Genomic DNA, 13,618 nt, shown 5'->3' on the forward strand with positions numbered 1-13,618 from the left:
TAAAAAAACGAAGCGGGAATGGAGTGGTGAAAATAGAAAAATTAACATTGCAAAAACACATCAATTACTCCTCAGAACTCCATTTTACAGGCGGTCAAATAACGAGAGATGGAGATTTATTACTGATTGAAAGAAATGTAAATGAGGAGGAGCTGAATCCATTTGACCGTCCAGTACTAAAACGGGATTGGACAATTCGGATTATTAAGAACGAAAAAATAGAAACCGTTCAATTAACAAACGTACCGCTGATTCCTGAGCACATTGATTTATTTTCAGATGGAACTCTATTAATTGTCCAGGCCCGTTGTTTAAAAGATGGTGAATATGCAGAGCGGAATGCCAGAAGATACAATATGAATGGTCAATTGATTGAAGCCTTTACACTTGGCGATGGAATAGAAAATATGCAAATTGATGAAAAGGATACTATTTGGGTAAATTATTTTGATGAAGGGATATTTGGAAATTTTGGCTGGGAACAGACGATGGGGAGAGACGGCCTTGTTGCATATACCATAAATGGAGATAAATTATGGGGAGCAAGGGAGTATGACATTATTGATGGCTGCGCTTTAAATGTTGTCGTTTCCAGTGAAATTTATTTTTATTACTATGATGATTACTTCCTGGTTCAACTGGATAATATGAAAGAAAAAAATCGATACAGGATGGAAGGACATCATTGGCTGAATCAATTTTTGTTTGCGCAAGGTAATTTAATTGCACAGATGGATATGAACAAGTTGACACGCTTTAAGATAAGAAATCAGACGATAACAAAAGGGGAAGGGCTGGAACTTGTTGATGAACATGGAAAGCATATAGCCGGTCCGGTATTTTTGAGAGGGAAATTCCTTTATGTATATGGAAGGAAAGGAATTTATAAGAGGGAATTTTAATTATTTTTTAAGATTGATTATATTGAAAAGCCGGGTTTAGTTGTTAAAAATCGGAACGAGCTAAAATCTCATTCCGATTTTTAGTCTTAAGACTGTTGTATAAATCTTCATTATTTAATTCAGCTCTAAAGATAAAAAAGCATAATCTCCATCTCTAAGAACCGCTCCTTTACGAACAGAAACAGGATATTTAAAGATAGGGCCGTCTAATACAGTTGTATGGAACTCTCCACCTTCTCCGCAGGGATCAATACCGCGATTTTGAAGCTCTCTCACGTATTCATGGTCTAATGTTCTCCCTAAATCTTCTTCCTGCATACCAAGTGATAGATTAACAGTTACAACTATCGCAATAAATCCCAGGTCAATGAATTCTCTGACAGCTTGGCGGTGATCCATTTCCCATAGAGGCATGGCCAGCTTTAATTCAGCTTTTTTTGTGACCTCATCGTGCCAGCAGCCATTTGCAGGCATATCCAAGTCGCCGGTAACCAGCACTTCTGCATGCTGCTTTTTCGCTTTTTTTAAAAGATTAATAAATACCTTTTCATATTCTGCCCAGCTTGCAGCGGCAGTGTATACCGGCAATCCAATCGAGTCAGCCTGGGCTTGTATAATCGCTGGAGGCATGCCATGAGACCGGGAGCGATTTCCTTCTTCCTCCATCATGACAATGAGCCCAAGAGCTTCTCCAGCCTTCATTGATTTATAAAGAGCCAGAGAGCCGTCCTTTCCTCCGCTGAAGGAAGCGATAAATTTATGACCATGAGCATTATTTTTCCAGTTTCCTAAGTCCGTCATTTATATCTTTCTCCTTTATATGAGCAACATTTACAAGCCTTCTATCTTCATTTTATCAGCTCTGCTTATTTTTCGTCATTTTTGTTCTTAATCACCTGTTTATCTCGATGTAAAACTATTCTTAATAAAATTCACAAGAGAACCGGCTGCTCCTGTAATTGCACCTATTACGATACCGGTTGTTACGCTGCTGAGAAACGCAAATATACGGGCAATGAGGTTTACTGCGGTTTGTGGCAGATTACTTAAGTTGCCCCCAAATTGAATAGGCGTATCTAAGGCAGTGCTCCATAAAATTTGATGAACGGCTGCTAAAAATATCCCGTAGAAAAAACCGATTAATAGCAGTGATAAAAAGGTTTTCTTTATATTTTTCAAATTGGTATACATAATCCATATAATAATTGGGGCAAAGACCAATATGCTGTTTACCAGGCTGCCCTCCTCAATAATAGATAGATCATGGGCAATGACACGAGGAACACCTAGCAGGGAAAGCATGATTAAAGTAAATAAAGGCACACCTAAATAATTATTTATCCTTTGCATAGACAATAAGAAAACTCCTCTCTTTTTTTGAATATAACTATTATTTCTAGTGCTGCTTCATATAATAGGATGAAGAGCTTAAAGAAATCTAAAGGATTTATTAAATATTTATTAAATTGTGTTTGTGATTAATAAATGGACTTCAACTATTTTTAAGTTAGAATATACAGATATTTTCAAAAAAAAGATGAATACAGTATTGATTCAGGTTACAATAATGATATATATACTCCATTATTTTAATAGGGGAGGGATGGTATGGTTATCGGTGGTTTTATGTGCTTGGGAATAGGTATCGGTTTTTATACAGGGAATATTCCGGCGGGGACAATGATAGGAATAGGGATAGGTCTGGTTGGAGAAGCAATATATCAAAAAATGGGAAAGCACTCTCCGGAAGAGGAATAAGGTTTGGGTGAGCGTTTTTCGAAAGCTGAGAGGTTGAAATAAAGTATTGAAAGCAGTTAAATAAAAAGAATAATTCACGTTTCTTAAAAGGAATAAGATAAACGTATTGGATGGATTGAGGTTAAACTTGATTCCATTCAATGCGTTTTTTTATGGTGAAGAAATAAATTTTTGGGCAGACAGTTTAAAAACAGTATGTTAAAATTAAATTGATTAACCAATCAAAAAACTATATATTTAATCAATTTCGTGTGAAGGAGATCATAAATTGGACATACAAAGAGAAACTCAAACTTCTAAAAAAAGAGCAATTTCCTTAGATTTAGCCAGAGGATGGATGCTGTTATTAATTGTTCTTGCTCATGCTCCCTTATTTTTATATAATGCTGAGCCTGGTGTGATGAGCCGTCCGGAAAACATTACTTTTATCGATACAATCGTCAATACGTTTGGAGAATTATTTATAGACAATCGTGCGCGTCCTCTGTTTGCGGTTTTGTTTGGCTATGGACTGATGATGATTTTTGAGAAACAGATTTTAAGAGGGAATTCCCAAAAAGCAGCGCTTAAAACAATCCGGCGAAGATGTTGGTATTTAATATTATTCGGAATTATATTTGCCGTAGTAATCGGCGGGCAGGATATATTGATGGCTTATGGGATTGCTGGTCTTTTAACAGCTTGGCTGCTGCCACGGAATAACAAGGCCTTAATCAAAGTTACCATTTTTATCACTTTGATTATTTTGCTCTATCTTCCTTTATTATGGGGCGGTTTTTTGAAAGAAATGGGCAGTTATGGATTCGGAGTGGAAGTTACACCGGATATTGGGTATCTGCAATTCTTTATAGAAGCCGCTCTTTCTTTTCCAATCATCCCGATATTTATTCACTTTCTTTTTCCCGTTCTTCCTTCTGTTCTTATAGGCATGTGGGCCGGCAAAAAACATTTGCTGGTTAATTCCCAGCAGCATCATAAGACATTAAAGAAAATTGCTGTGATAGGAATAATGACATCCATTATCGGAGCATTCCCCTTATTGATGATCGATAAAGTATGGTGGCCAAGCCTTCAAACAGCAGGGATTATATGGGGGCTTCATATCATAACAGGGATGGCTGCTGGAATAGGCTATGCAGCTCTGTTTGGAGTAATAGCTAACTATATTAAAAATCCTGGCTGGCTAACCTATTCATTGGCTGCTCTAGGGAAGCGTTCACTCACTTTTTTCATTTTTAACGAAGCCTTGCTAGTTATCCTGTTATCTCCGGTATTTTTTGATTTAGGCGGGACATTAGACAATATTGGAGTCACGATTATTGCTATAGCCATATGGATAGTAGCTGTGGTTTTGGCAGCCGTTTTAGAAAAGCTTTGTATGAATGGACCTTTGGAAAGCGCTATGCGTTATTTAGCTTATCAAAAGTATAAAGAAAATCCGGAAAAACAAAAAGGAGTCAAATACTAGAAGATATTTGGCTCCTTTCCACATTTTACAGCCTTCTGCAGTTTCAAAATTAATTATAGATTTGGCCTCCTGCGCAATTGACAGTAGATCCGTTTAAAGTCTTAGCTCTGTTCATAGCAAAAATAACAACATCGGCAATTTCTTCCGCAGTTGCCGGAATATTAGGCCCTGTAGAGGCAGCGATTCCCGCACCAATTACTTCTGTATAAGTAGTTGATGCGGCAGCGGAAATATTCGTCTGCATCGTATTAGGTGCAACCCCCACTGCGAAAATATTCAAGTCCTGATAGTCTTGGCCGATAGATTTAGTTAATCCGGCAAGTGCATGCTTGGAAGCAGCATAGACACCGTTAAAGGCTGTCGGTTTAAAGGAATTGGATGAAACAGTATTGATGATGGTACCGCCGTTATTTTCTATCATTACAGGAATAACATATTTGATTCCTAAGAATGCCCCTTTTACATTAATATTCATTAAGCGGTCATACTCTTCACTTGAGTACTCATGAAGCAGACGGAATGGAATCATAATTCCGGCGTTATTATGGAAATAATCTATGGTTCCGAAAGCCTCAACCGTTTGTGCTACATAATTTTTAACGTCTTCTTCATTGGAAACGTCAGCCTTTACAAAAATAACTTCGGCACCCAGCTTTTTAGCGCCTTCAGCAGTAGCCTGTCCGTCCTTTTCGTTATAATCCACCAGGCTTAAACGATGCCCCTGTTCTGCCAATTTTAATGCAACAGCCCGCCCGAGACCGGTTGCTGCCCCGGTGATTAAGTAAACCTTGCTCATAAGAGCTCCCCCTTTTAATAGCTTACAATGTTCAACAGCTGTCCATGTATTCTCTCTCTATTTACCTTAAATAAAACGCTTACAAACTTTAGTATAAACTAAAAATATTGTTTTAATGTACAACTGTCTATTATGATAGTAGCATAGGATAAAATTCTAATTCAATAACCAAAAAAATGGAGAATGTTGCTTAATGAACGATTTTTGTGAAAAATGTCTATTAAGAGGTGAAGCAGCTTGAATTTAAATGATTTAAGAGTTATTAAAACGAAGAAGACATTTCATGAGGCATTAGTGAAGCTTTTGATGGATAAACCGATGGAGTCTATTTCTGTCTCTGAAATTTGTAAACTGGCAAAAGTAAACAGAGGGACATTTTATTTGCATTATGATCAGAAAGAGTGCTTATTTGAAGAATATTTTAAGGTAGTTATGGAAGATTTGGAGGACTCCTATCAGGGGGCTTATCGTGATTTGCAGGTCCAGCCGCATGAAGTAGATCCATCTTCTTTACGTATCTTTCATCATGTAAAGAAATACGGTGATTTTTATAAAATTGTTTTTACAAATAAGGCATCGCTTTCCTATTACTATTTATTTTATGAAAAGATAAAGCTGCTGCTTGGTGAGGTTTTAAAGCTGTATAAGAATGAGGATATTGATATTCAGCTCTACACTGCCTATCAGGCAAATGCACTTGTTGGTATGATTATGTACTGGGTTGCTGATGATTTTTCTTACAGTTTGGATTATATGAATGAGCAATATGCGCTGTTTTATAGAATGAGTATTTAAATATATATAAGGGAGAAATATTTTATTAATAAATCAGATTATTAAACTCTAGGAAAAAGCAGGTGTGGGAATAATCTTGTGAAAAAAACTATAGGCAGGAAAGATGTTATAAAAGAAGCAAAGGAAGCCGCAATCAAAGCTCCTTTACTTTTTTTATTAACAAACACTTATCTGATATACGAGTCTACCAAAGATTCCATGGGTATTTATCCGGCGGCTGAGACTTAACCTTAATCTCTTCTTTTTTCGTTGGATGCTCTATTACGAGCGTTTCTGACCATAATGCAATCTGTTCTCCGGTTTGGTTAACCTTTTCTCCGTATTTTTGATCTCCATAAAGCGGTAAATCACGGGAGGAGAGCTGAACACGAATTTGATGCGGCCGACCGGTATGCAGTTTGATAGAGAGCAGGCTCAAATTTTCTTTACTGCCGATAACTTCATATTCTAGCTTGGCTTCTTTAGCATTCTTATTCTCCGGATGTGCTGTATACACTTTGTTTTCACGTTTATCCTTTACCAGGTAATCTTTTAATAACCCATACTTTTTCTTAGGCTTTCCTCTTACCACAGCTAAATATTTCTTTTCTACTGCCTGTCTTCGAATTGCGTCAGATAAGCGGGAAGCAGCTTTGGATGTTTTTGAAAAGACCATTGCTCCTCCTACAGGGCGGTCCAGGCGATGAACCATTCCCAAATATACATTTCCCGGTTTTTGATAGCGGATTTTTAAATCTTCCTTCAAAAGATTAAGTAAATCCTGGTCCTTTGATCTATCCTCCTGTACGGGAATGTTGACAGGCTTTTCTACAAAAAGTAAATGATTGTCCTCATAAAGTATTGGAACATTCACGGGTAAAACTCCTTTATTTCATACTGAGGCAATGATAACATAGCAGATTTTTTAATCAAGGGAGCATCTTCTTAATAGCATCTCAGCAGTAAATCAATCGTTTGTTTGAATTATAAAATGAAGTCTACGTAAAACTTGCTTCTGCGATGATATTTAATTAGAAGGTTATGCTTTCTTGCTTATTTCTTGTTTATATATGGAATTATGGTATATTAAAAAACCAATGAAATTCTATAAAAAGGCGAAAGACATTTAGTTGGAGGGGAAAGATGGAAGAGAACGTATTCAATCAAATGGCAAAAAAATATGATACAGAAGATCGAATAAAGTTGGCAAATATTATTGCCGGAGAGATAAAGAAAGTCTTGGCCGGCAAGCAATATCATTCCATCCTGGATTATGGGGGAGGGACAGGTTTGGTGACATTTCAGCTTGCTGATCAATTTGAAAAGGGATGGCTGATAGATGCTTCTCAGGAAATGATTCAGGTTGCCCAAGGTAAAATAGAGAAGCAGCAATTAACTCATTTTGAAGCAGTAGAATTTAATTTAGTGGAAGATGACGGTTTGGACTTGAATGCAGATGTCATTATCTTATCGCTTGTTCTGCTGCATGTTCCAGATATAGGGCCACTTCTGCAAAAATTAAGTACAATGCTAAATCCAAACGGCATGCTTATTATCGTCGATTTTGATAAAAATGAAAGAATCCAGCATCCAAAAGTGCATAATGGTTTTACTAAAGAGGAAATAAGCAATGTATTAAACGATGCTGGTTTCCAAAATATTGAAATGAATACTTTTCATCATGGGAATCATATCTTCATGAAGCAAGATGCCTCTCTGTTTATAGCGACAAGTACAAAATAGTTAAAAGGCAAGGAGATGTTCCCCTTGCCTTTTAACTATTTTAAGAGACTCGTGTGCCATTTGGAACGTGTTCATCTGGACTCAGAAGAACGACATCTCCATCTTCTGGAGTACCGCCGATAACAAGAACCTCTGATTTGAACCCCGCAATACGCATTGGCGGGAAATTAACGACTGCTGCAACCTGACGCCCATTGAGCTGTTCGGGAGTATATCTGCGTGTGATTTGAGCAGAAGAATACTTTGTTCCAATCTCTTCTCCAAAATCGATTTCTAATTGGATTGCCGGCTTTTTTGCTTCCGGAAAAGGTGCAGCGTATCGAATGGTGCCAATTCGAATATCCAGTTTTAAAAAATCCTCTATCGTTGCCATTTTTATGTTGTCTCCTTTAATCAATTTATTTAGGCTGAGGTCATCCTTGTAGATTTATTTTTACGATTCATCGCGTTGGATGATCCAATTAATAATACAATCCCGATAATTAAAAGTGAGATACCTAGCCAGGCGGTTGTATTTAAGCTTTCTCCTAATAGGAGCACTCCTAATAATGCCGCTGTTAAAGGCTCTGCCAAGGCAAGCGTTACCGCAGTTGAGGAAGAAACTTTAGTCAGCCCTTTGGCAAAAAGAAAGTAGGCTATCCCAGTAGCTATAACTCCAAGCTGAATACTTACACCAATCCCCTGCAAGCTCTTCACCCAAGATATATCGAAGATAAATAAAAACGGAGCTAAGAAAATCGCACTGAGCGTAAAAATAACCGCAACAACATTTAAGGATGGGAATTTTTGAACCATATCTCTGCTGGCAAGTGTGTAAATGGCAAAGGAAAGTCCTGCTCCCAAAGACATGATGACACCGACAGGATCTACATAGGCTGCCTCTCTGTTTACAAACAAAAGAATACAGCCGGAAATGGAAAGAACAGTGGAGCACCACCAGATTTTTGATGGGCGGGATTTAAAAAATATCCATTCCAGCAGCCCTGATAAAATCGGTGCACTTCCTATTGCTGCTACTGTTCCGATAGCCACTCCGGTGATAGTAACGGCAGAGAAAAACAATGGCTGGTATAGAGCCATGCTCAAAGCTGCCAAAATAGTTGCTTTCTTTGGCCAATTTTTTAACTCTAATTTGCCAAACAAAAAAACCAGAGATAATAAAAAGAGCCCTCCGATAGCTAAGCGGATTGTTCCAATCGCTATAGGGTGCGCACTTTCAGGTGCAAAAGCCTGCGTGGTGCCTGTTGTTCCCCAGAGGACAGCTGCCAGCAGGATTAGCAAAGCGGAAAGTTTTCCTTGCATTTGACCCACTCCAAAAAAGAATATTAAATTCATCATAAAAAATTGTTGATGCATTTTCTATACCTGATTTAACATTCTTTTATCTGTTTTAAAGAAATCTATATTTTTTTGGAGCTGTTCCCTTGTGCCTGACAAACCATCTTGTAAAGGAAGAAGCATTCTCAAAGCCCAATTCTTCACTGATCCGGGACATGGACCATCCGGTTGAAAGCAATAAATGCTCTGCTTCTTGTAAACGAAGCTCTAAAATATAAGCTTTTGGACTTTTACCGGTTCTTTTCTTAAACCATTCCGAATAATAAACTGGATGATAATGTTCTATTTTTGCCAGAGTTTCTATTCGAATCGGCTCTTTGAAATGCCTGTGAATATAATCAATAGAAGGGGGATTGGAAGTCTGCAGTTTTTTTGCAATGTACCTGGTTAAATCTGACAAGGGAGATAAATCATTTTTCGAAGCTGCCTCTTCCAGCAATAAATAACGGATAGAAGTCCAGTGTTCATCTAATCGGATATGTATGCTTTCAGAGCCATCTGGTAAATAATGTAAGGGAATATCCAATATTAAAAATTCATTTCTGTCTACAGAGCGGTAGTGGTGTTGAAAGTTTGGAGGAAGATAGAAACAGTAATCTGGTCCGAGGTTTATTTTCTGCTGCTGTGTCCGGATATCCAAAGAACCGTGCAGCGGGAAGAGAAACTGTCCAAATTCATGCTGGTGTGAATGGAATTCTCTAGAGTAGGATCTTTTTTCACAAACAATTTGCTGGCTTCTTTCCATTATGTTTTCTCCCTTCAAGGTTAAATTTAAAATATCGTATCATTAATTTGCAGTAAGGTAAATGAATTGAAAGAAATTTTTATTAACTCTTTGCTTATTCTATTGCTGGAAATTCGGTATCAAACCAGTTAATTTTCTTTAACAATTGATCCGCGTCATTTTGCTTGTTTAGAAACACGATACATGGAATCGTTTTAGCAATAAAGTATAAGGTTTTAAAAATTAAATATGATTCTATAATTAATCATATTTACATACATACTGTATGTATGTTAAAGTAAATCTAAATTACAATAAGGAGTGAAAAAAATGAAGCTTAGCGGTTTTTATCCAGTATTAATGACGAAGAATGTAAGTGAAACCAGTACATTTTATTTACAACATTTTGGATTCTCCATCGTTTTCGAAGCGGATTGGTATATAAGTTTGAAGCAGGAAGAGACAGGAGGGGAGTTAGCAATCCTTCAGGCAGATCATGAAACAGTACCTTCTTCCTTTGGAAACACTGTCCAGGGTTTAATCCTTAATTTTGAGGTAGAAAATGTCGATGAAATCTATGAGCGATTAGTTAAGAAACATAAGTTGCCTTTGCATCTCGATTTACGTGATGAGGCATTTGGTCAAAGGCATTTTATTACGAGTGACCCGAGTGGTGTATTGATTGATGTGATTACAGTTATTCCTCCTGATAAATCCTTTCAAGATTATTATAAAGAAACGGAAACAGGAGAACAGGGATTATCATGAGCGAGTATATAGCTTTAAAATATTATTTTGATAAAGAACTGGCTCTCAGGCTGGCTGATTTAATTGAGCCGCATTATCCTCCTTTTTCTAAATATGATTTTGTAGATGCGGTGAGGGCAGAAGTAGAGGATAAAGAGTTGAAGGCACGTGTAGAAGTAATAACGGACAATTTAAAGCAATATCTTCCTGCAGATTACGAAGAAGCTTTAGCTATCTTATTAAACATTCTGGGACCAGAGAATGAAACAGAAGAAGGGATGTTTACCAAAGGTTATTTCCTGATGCCTGTTGCCCTTTTTGTAGAAAAATATGGATTAGATTATTTTGATTTATCCTTTCAAGCCATGTATGAAATTACGAAACGCCATACATCGGAGTTTGCTGTCAGAGCCTATTTAATGGCAGATGTTGATCGTTGCATGAATTATTTTCAAAATTGGATAGGAGATTCTAACCCGCATATTAGACGCTTAGTAAGCGAAGGAACCCGGCCGCGTCTTCCATGGGCTAAAAAGATGCCTCCATTAAAAAACGATATACGAAATAATTTATATCTGTTAGAAAAATTAATGTGTGACAGGTCTCGTTATGTTCAAAAATCTGTGGCTAATCACATAAATGATTTAACAAAAGAGAATCCTGCAGCAGTTCTCGAATGGATGGAGCAATATGTATCAAATAAGGAGAATATAAATTCTAAAATAATTAAAAATGGATTCAGAACATTAATAAAATCAAAGAATGAACATGCAGTGGAATTATTGCATCAAGCTGAGCAGAAAGGAGAGCCGACATGAAGAAAAATAAAGCAGAAACAGAGCAAACGATACAGAATTTAATAAACATAGCACGGCACCACTTTACAGCATATGGATATGCGAATGCTTCTTTAGAAGAAATCGTCAAAGAAGCAGGCTTAACAAGAGGTGCTTTATATCATCATTTTAAGAATAAAAAAGGACTTTTTCTTGCCGTATTTGAAGCAGTTCAAGAAGAAGTAGGAGGCTATGTAGAGGCAGCTGCAGCGCAAAGTAAGGATAGCTGGGAGCAATTAGTCAATGGATGTCAGGCTTTTCTGGAAGGAGCCGTAGAATCACATAACCAGCGTATCCTCTTAATTGATGGACCAGCAGTATTAGGCTGGGATACATTTCGGAAAATGGACGAAAAATATTCAATGAATTCTTTAAAAGAACAATTACAATCAATGCAGGAGCAAAACCAAATAAAGTCTCTTTCTGTAGAAGCGATGACACATTGTCTTTCCGGAGCAATGAATGAAGCGGTATTATGGATTGCTAACCATCTTGACCGGAACATGGATGTAATAGAAGAAGCGATGATTGTTTTACGGCATTTGTTAGAAGGATTAAGAGAAGAACAAAACAAATGAAAACCTGACAATTAGAAGTGGAAAATGTATAATAACCTTGCAAAATAGCGAAGGGGACAGTTATGGCATGACTAACAAATTTAAAGAGCTTTAAAGCCCCTTAAAGCTTGTATCCTCTTTTTTATGTAAAAGATTAATAAAAATGAAGTATAGTAAATATTAAATGAACGGTTAATAAATCAAAGCCGTAAGAAAATGAATAGACTTCTGTTTGCTATAAAATAACACAAATTTTTAACTTTATATGTTAATTTTCAGACCCATTTAATAGCCTTAACTGTTGTACCTTTTCCACTTCCTGATTGGATTTCAAATTCATCCATCAATCGCTTAACACCTGGAAGTCCTGCCCCGAGACCTCCCGAAGTAGTATAGCCATCCTGCAATACTAACTTGATATCGCTGATCCCCGGGCCAGAGTCAGCAGCGATCATAATTATGCCTTTTTGATTAAACGCGTCAATGACTTCAAAGGAAATCTGTCCTTTACCTGCATATAGATAAATGTTGCGGGCCAATTCAGATATTGCCGTGGTAATACGTGCCTGATTAACCGTACTGAAGCCAATCTGTTTTGCTATATTCCTGCCTACCTGTCTGGCCTGAACAATATCTAATTCCTTATTGATGTTCACAGTTGATTGAGTTTTCATAGTCTAGTCCTCCAGTTCTTGATAAAGTTTTATATTCCTTGCTTCAGATTAAGAACGATTGGAAATCGCTGGAGATGTATACCTGAATCAATCAGTATTATTGCGAATGAAAGCCAAATACCAGTTTGCCCCTTTTAATGAATAGTGTATCTATAATCATTGTTCTCACTGTCTGAATTCCTTTTTATTATTTAATTTAATTTTAAAAAAAGCCGAAAAGGATACGATACCCTTTTCGGCTTATGTCTTAGCTCTATTGTCTAGACATTTCCACCATATTATTTTTTGGTTTAAGTATAAAGATAACAAAGCCTGTATCATTTTCAAAATCCCAGTCTACGAATACATCTTGTATTTCCTGATGAAGTACAGACTCTAAGAATTTTTTATCAATTAAACTCTTTTCCAGCTTCCGTTTTGACAGCCTGAGCTGATTTTCAAAGCCGGAACGGATAAGCTCCTGTTCAATCAGGACAAAAATGTCCTCCCGTCTGGAGACTAATGTGCGAGAGTTGAGCATACATGATGTAAGCTTTCTTGGAGACTTTTGCGCTTTTTGTGTAAAACGGCTAATCTCCGCGTGAACCTGTTCTTTTGCTGGATAACTAAGATAGTTCCCGGTTGTTTCATCTAAGTTGGAATTAAGTTCTGCAAAGAGAATTCCGTTTCTATTTTCTGTTGACCAGTCATAGTAGATTTTGTCTACTTGTACTCCTGCCTGTGAGGAAATAATAGATTGTATTTCCGGCGTCAGTTCCTTCATTAACAGGTCACGGGTTTCCTGAAATTTTAATTCGTTTTCCTGCTTCAGCAGAATTCTTTCCATTGGAGCTAAAAAGTTTCGTAAATAAATAGTGATGTATGGTTTTGCTATAGATACAAAAATTGCCTCCGGTCCTTTTCCGAAATTATCTCGAAATAGTTTACCGATTGCACTGGATATTCCAGATTCTACTGTTTTTTCCACTTGTTTTCTCCTTTTGGGTATAATCAATTTATATCTATATTCGCCGCGAAAATAGGAGTATGCTTCGATTTCTATTAGTATGATTGATAGAGCATGAAAAAACATTTTAAGGACCGTACATTATTTTACAATCCCTGTGATAACTATACCATTAATTTTGTGTGTTGGAAAATTATTTTGATTCAAAAAATATAGCGGTATCTTTTATGTGATAGAAATTTTGGTGCATTATTCCCTTGGGGAAATTCCTTTTTTTGGTACCATATGAATATATGATGAAAAAATTGAAAAAATAACCACTTGTCAATTAATTTACATTAAACTTTCATAGTGT

17 protein-coding genes are annotated in these 13,618 nt (G+C 36.8%); 8 read left to right on the forward strand and 9 right to left on the reverse strand.

Annotation, left to right across the window (positions count from 1 at the left end; genetic code table 11):
• Positions 1-26 precede the first annotated feature (26 nt).
• Positions 27-902, forward strand: coding sequence for a hypothetical protein (locus MHH51_RS02185; protein ID WP_339284243.1), 876 nt, complete (start codon positions 27-29; stop codon positions 900-902).
• 114 nt (positions 903-1,016) lie between these two features.
• On the opposite strand, the gene MHH51_RS02190 is transcribed toward MHH51_RS02185, so the two are convergent.
• Together MHH51_RS02190 and MHH51_RS02195 are read right to left on the reverse strand one after the other, a co-directional pair.
• Positions 1,017-1,703 carry a diphthine--ammonia ligase gene (locus MHH51_RS02190; protein ID WP_339284245.1) on the reverse strand — a complete coding sequence of 229 codons (687 nt, stop codon included), beginning with the start codon at positions 1,701-1,703 and terminating at the stop codon, positions 1,017-1,019.
• Positions 1,704-1,802: 99 nt separating this feature from the next.
• Entirely contained in the window at positions 1,803-2,252 is a 450-nt protein-coding gene (locus MHH51_RS02195) for a hypothetical protein (protein ID WP_339286235.1), read from the reverse strand.
• 258 nt (positions 2,253-2,510) lie between these two features.
• Between MHH51_RS02195 and MHH51_RS02200 the strand changes: the two genes are divergently transcribed.
• Together MHH51_RS02200 and MHH51_RS02205 are read left to right on the forward strand one after the other, a co-directional pair.
• Positions 2,511-2,660, forward strand: a complete 150-nt coding sequence (locus MHH51_RS02200) for a hypothetical protein (protein WP_156985918.1) — start codon at positions 2,511-2,513, stop codon at positions 2,658-2,660.
• Between the two features lie 268 nt (positions 2,661-2,928).
• Positions 2,929-4,128 (forward strand): DUF418 domain-containing protein, encoded by a 1,200-nt coding sequence (locus MHH51_RS02205; RefSeq protein WP_339284247.1) that lies wholly within the window; start codon positions 2,929-2,931, stop codon positions 4,126-4,128.
• 49 nt (positions 4,129-4,177) lie between these two features.
• On the opposite strand, the gene MHH51_RS02210 is transcribed toward MHH51_RS02205, so the two are convergent.
• Entirely contained in the window at positions 4,178-4,924 is a 747-nt protein-coding gene (locus MHH51_RS02210; protein WP_339284249.1) for an SDR family oxidoreductase, read from the reverse strand.
• Positions 4,925-5,161: 237 nt separating this feature from the next.
• On the opposite strand from MHH51_RS02210, the gene MHH51_RS02215 reads away from it, so the two are divergent.
• The gene (locus tag MHH51_RS02215) at positions 5,162-5,719 is read left to right on the forward strand and encodes a TetR/AcrR family transcriptional regulator (RefSeq protein WP_147208887.1); all 558 of its coding nucleotides are present in this window, start codon (positions 5,162-5,164) and stop codon (positions 5,717-5,719) included.
• 184 nt (positions 5,720-5,903) lie between these two features.
• Here the strand turns inward: MHH51_RS02215 and MHH51_RS02220 are convergent, their stop codons facing one another.
• On the reverse strand, positions 5,904-6,572 hold the full coding sequence (locus tag MHH51_RS02220; RefSeq protein ID WP_339284251.1) for an RluA family pseudouridine synthase: 669 nt from the start codon (positions 6,570-6,572) through the stop codon (positions 5,904-5,906).
• A 269-nt stretch (positions 6,573-6,841) separates the two neighbouring features.
• On the opposite strand from MHH51_RS02220, the gene MHH51_RS02225 reads away from it, so the two are divergent.
• Positions 6,842-7,441 carry a class I SAM-dependent methyltransferase gene (locus tag MHH51_RS02225; protein ID WP_339284253.1) on the forward strand — a complete coding sequence of 200 codons (600 nt, stop codon included), beginning with the start codon at positions 6,842-6,844 and terminating at the stop codon, positions 7,439-7,441.
• Positions 7,442-7,481: 40 nt separating this feature from the next.
• On the opposite strand, the gene csaA is transcribed toward MHH51_RS02225, so the two are convergent.
• From csaA to MHH51_RS02240, 3 genes are all read right to left on the reverse strand, one after another.
• Positions 7,482-7,814 (reverse strand): chaperone CsaA, encoded by a 333-nt coding sequence (gene csaA / locus MHH51_RS02230; protein WP_339284254.1) that lies wholly within the window; start codon positions 7,812-7,814, stop codon positions 7,482-7,484.
• Between the two features lie 29 nt (positions 7,815-7,843).
• The gene (locus MHH51_RS02235; RefSeq protein ID WP_339284255.1) at positions 7,844-8,743 is read right to left on the reverse strand and encodes an EamA family transporter; all 900 of its coding nucleotides are present in this window, start codon (positions 8,741-8,743) and stop codon (positions 7,844-7,846) included.
• Between the two features lie 88 nt (positions 8,744-8,831).
• Positions 8,832-9,524, reverse strand: coding sequence for an AraC family transcriptional regulator (locus MHH51_RS02240; RefSeq protein ID WP_339284257.1), 693 nt, complete (start codon positions 9,522-9,524; stop codon positions 8,832-8,834).
• Positions 9,525-9,833: 309 nt separating this feature from the next.
• Between MHH51_RS02240 and MHH51_RS02245 the strand changes: the two genes are divergently transcribed.
• Genes MHH51_RS02245 through MHH51_RS02255 form a run of 3 tightly spaced genes read left to right on the forward strand, consistent with a single transcriptional unit; the run spans position 9,834 to position 11,664 of the window.
• Positions 9,834-10,271 carry a VOC family protein gene (locus MHH51_RS02245; protein WP_339284259.1) on the forward strand — a complete coding sequence of 146 codons (438 nt, stop codon included), beginning with the start codon at positions 9,834-9,836 and terminating at the stop codon, positions 10,269-10,271.
• On the forward strand, positions 10,268-11,068 hold the full coding sequence (locus MHH51_RS02250; RefSeq protein ID WP_147208901.1) for a DNA alkylation repair protein: 801 nt from the start codon (positions 10,268-10,270) through the stop codon (positions 11,066-11,068). Before MHH51_RS02245 ends, MHH51_RS02250 begins: the two co-directional genes overlap by 4 nt.
• Entirely contained in the window at positions 11,065-11,664 is a 600-nt protein-coding gene (locus MHH51_RS02255) for a TetR/AcrR family transcriptional regulator (RefSeq protein WP_339284261.1), read from the forward strand. The genes MHH51_RS02250 and MHH51_RS02255 overlap by 4 nt, the downstream gene beginning before the upstream one ends.
• Before the next feature lie 254 nt (positions 11,665-11,918).
• Here MHH51_RS02255 and MHH51_RS02260 read toward each other — a convergent pair whose 3' ends face one another.
• Both MHH51_RS02260 and MHH51_RS02265 read right to left on the reverse strand, forming a co-directional pair.
• The gene (locus MHH51_RS02260; protein WP_147208905.1) at positions 11,919-12,317 is read right to left on the reverse strand and encodes an anti-sigma regulatory factor; all 399 of its coding nucleotides are present in this window, start codon (positions 12,315-12,317) and stop codon (positions 11,919-11,921) included.
• Between the two features lie 253 nt (positions 12,318-12,570).
• Positions 12,571-13,284 (reverse strand): Na-translocating system protein MpsC family protein, encoded by a 714-nt coding sequence (locus MHH51_RS02265; protein ID WP_246145034.1) that lies wholly within the window; start codon positions 13,282-13,284, stop codon positions 12,571-12,573.
• Between the last annotated feature and the right edge of the window lie 334 nt (positions 13,285-13,618).

Source organism: Oceanobacillus sp. FSL K6-3682 (assembly GCF_037976165.1).
In the GTDB taxonomy this organism is placed as follows: domain Bacteria; phylum Bacillota; class Bacilli; order Bacillales; family Amphibacillaceae; genus Oceanobacillus; species Oceanobacillus sojae.

Coding starts and splice junctions, on each gene's coding strand:
- MHH51_RS02255 (WP_339284261.1), top strand. CDS start 11,065: ATGAAGAAAAATAAAGCAGAAACAGAGCAAACGATACAGAATTTAATA.
- MHH51_RS02225 (WP_339284253.1), top strand. CDS start 6,842: ATGGAAGAGAACGTATTCAATCAAATGGCAAAAAAATATGATACAGAA.
- MHH51_RS02240 (WP_339284257.1), bottom strand. CDS start 9,524: ATGGAAAGAAGCCAGCAAATTGTTTGTGAAAAAAGATCCTACTCTAGA.
- MHH51_RS02195 (WP_339286235.1), bottom strand. CDS start 2,252: ATGCAAAGGATAAATAATTATTTAGGTGTGCCTTTATTTACTTTAATC.
- MHH51_RS02260 (WP_147208905.1), bottom strand. CDS start 12,317: ATGAAAACTCAATCAACTGTGAACATCAATAAGGAATTAGATATTGTT.
- MHH51_RS02245 (WP_339284259.1), top strand. CDS start 9,834: ATGAAGCTTAGCGGTTTTTATCCAGTATTAATGACGAAGAATGTAAGT.
- MHH51_RS02235 (WP_339284255.1), bottom strand. CDS start 8,743: ATGCAAGGAAAACTTTCCGCTTTGCTAATCCTGCTGGCAGCTGTCCTC.
- MHH51_RS02210 (WP_339284249.1), bottom strand. CDS start 4,924: ATGAGCAAGGTTTACTTAATCACCGGGGCAGCAACCGGTCTCGGGCGG.
- csaA (WP_339284254.1), bottom strand. CDS start 7,814: ATGGCAACGATAGAGGATTTTTTAAAACTGGATATTCGAATTGGCACC.
- MHH51_RS02200 (WP_156985918.1), top strand. CDS start 2,511: ATGGTTATCGGTGGTTTTATGTGCTTGGGAATAGGTATCGGTTTTTAT.
- MHH51_RS02190 (WP_339284245.1), bottom strand. CDS start 1,703: ATGACGGACTTAGGAAACTGGAAAAATAATGCTCATGGTCATAAATTT.
- MHH51_RS02250 (WP_147208901.1), top strand. CDS start 10,268: ATGAGCGAGTATATAGCTTTAAAATATTATTTTGATAAAGAACTGGCT.